This window comes from Streptomyces sp. CBMA123, assembly GCF_014596465.1.
Classification (GTDB): Bacteria; Actinomycetota; Actinomycetes; order Streptomycetales; family Streptomycetaceae; genus Kitasatospora.
The window spans coordinates 1-843 of record NZ_MECK01000517.1; the positions used below are offsets into that span (position 1 = coordinate 1).

At 80.8% G+C, this 843-nt stretch carries 1 pseudogene; it reads right to left on the bottom strand.

Annotation, left to right across the window (positions count from 1 at the left end):
• Window positions 1-684 (bottom strand): annotated as a pseudogene (locus tag BG452_RS35755) (hypothetical protein); the annotation flags it as partial.
• Window positions 685-843 lie beyond the last annotated feature (159 nt).

Sequence of the window (843 nt, forward strand, 5' to 3'; positions counted from 1 at the left end):
CCCGTCGCCGTTCCCGGCGGCCGGGGACTGCGACGGGGCGGGCTGCGCCGGGGTGCCGACCCGCGGGGCCGGGGCGGCCGGCCCCTGGGGGGTGGCACCGGGTGTCGCGCTCGGCGTCGGACCGGTCGGACTCCCCGGGTTCAGCAGGTGGTTGATGCCGCCGACGAGGTCGTCGATCAGCCCGGCCTGGCTCGCGGTGGCCGTCCCGTCGCCGGTGCCCCGGTAGACCGCGCTCACCGCGCCCAAGCCGCCGGTGGTGGCGGAGCGGGCGGCGGACGGAGTGGTCGTGGTGGCCGGCGGCTTCACCGGCGCGGTGGTCGGCGCCGCGGTCGGGGTGGTGGTCGGCACCGAACTCGGGCCGGCCGAGGGCGTCGACACCGTACCGGGTGTGCCGGACGACGCGGGCGGCGGCTCGGGCAGCTCGCTCTTGGGGACGGGCGTCTCGATCGGCGTCACGTCCGGGACGGCCACCGGCGCGTTGCCGCACGGCTTGCCCGCCGCGGACTCGGCGACCGCCGGGTTGGGCGTGTAGGCCGCGGCCATCAGCAGCGCGGTCGGCACCGCGGCCATCGCCAGGGCGCGGCCTCTCAGCCGGACCCGGATCGGCGTGCGCGGCGCGGCGTGCCGGCCGGAGCGCTGCGCGGGGACGGCCGTGCCCTCTGCTTGCTCGGCCGGCCCGCTCACCGCGCCTCCTCCTGCTCCCCGGCGGCGGACTGCCGCGGGACGGCGGCCTCGGCGGCCGGCTCGGCGGCGGGCTCCTTCGGCGCGGCCTGGGCGGGCAGCTTGGCGGTGGGGGCCTCGGCAGCCGGGGCCCCGACGGCTTCGGCCGTCCCGGCGGCGGTC